This window comes from Roseibium sp. RKSG952, assembly GCF_009711355.1.
In genome coordinates this window covers 1-1,168 of the sequence record NZ_SMMF01000468.1, presented here as the reverse complement: position 1 = coordinate 1,168, position 1,168 = coordinate 1, and the positions used below count along the sequence as shown (strand labels likewise).

Sequence of the window (1,168 nt, the reverse complement as noted above, 5' to 3'; positions counted from 1 at the left end):
CGGCACGTAACCAAATTATGCAACAATGCCATTTCAGGTTGCGTAATCAATAGGGATATGGCAGGGGTTGCGGCGGCCAGCATCCCGCCAGTCGCGATGTAATTGGGCAGATCGATCGACGCTGCTCCATAAGCATAAATGCTCTGGAACTCGGTCGGCCCTGCCATGCCTTCACTGACCATGATGGTCATGTAGAGGTTGATGATCGACAGGACCGGCATCCAGAGCTGGATCCAGAGTGCGGTTTGAAAATACTTGACCGCAATACTCATGCCGACCGCTCCCATCACCAGCATGATCGCTACGATTGGTGAGATTGCGTATATAAAAGCCTCAAAAAACGTGATCATCGGGTGGACGACGGTCATGAACATCGACGCTTCGCCGGCCCACTGCACGTTGCGCTGCATGACTGCCTCACTAATCATCAGGCCGGAATTGTAGCCCCCATAAAACAGATCTGCGTGCTTCATGCCTTCTTCGTAAAGTGGCACCAAAAGCGCCAGCTTCACAAAATCTGTCGAACTCGTACCGGTCTGGTTGAGCATCTGGAGACCGTTGCTGATCTTCATTTCCGCCGTCATGTAAGTCGGATCCAGATTAAGCAACTCATTCAGCTTGGAAAATGACTTGTAACCAATCCGGTCCAGTCCCAGTACCAACTTGTTCGCTGCCTCTGAACAGGTCAGCTCATCGCCTTGCTGAGAAGATGCATCAATATAGATCTTCGTGCCGTGGACCGAGGAATTGTACCGTATGCCATCCATGATTTTTGCCACGGAATTGGCCGAAGAGGTTGTTTCGCCGGTCAGGATTTTAACCGCCGTGCACTCCTTGATGTAGTTGATCATGCTTTGCCGGATATTGGTGTAGCCGCCAATATCGGCATCAACAGCGTTCAAAAGCTCAGCACCGTAGGCAATATTCATCACCGTATTCAATGCCTGAAGCGGCTCAAGAAACCCGTTGTCCGTAATCCGGACCGGGTCTGAATAGCCTTGTTCGAACAATTCCGTAATGCCGTACCCGATCCGGGAAATGATACCTCCCGTTGCCGCAACCCCAAGCGGAACATTCGCCACCGGCCGAACCTCTCCGGTATAGGCATCCTCAATCACGACCGTAGCCGTCGGAACGACGAGCTATTGTTGAATCTGGTGTCCGGACG

General features: G+C 52.0%; 1 protein-coding gene. It reads right to left on the bottom strand.

Annotated elements, in window-relative coordinates; all coding sequences use genetic code 11:
- On the bottom strand, positions 1–1,118 hold a 1,118-nt coding region (locus E1297_RS01605), incomplete at its 3' end, for a conjugal transfer protein TraG N-terminal domain-containing protein (RefSeq protein WP_368669429.1).
- Between the last annotated feature and the right edge of the window lie 50 nt (positions 1,119–1,168).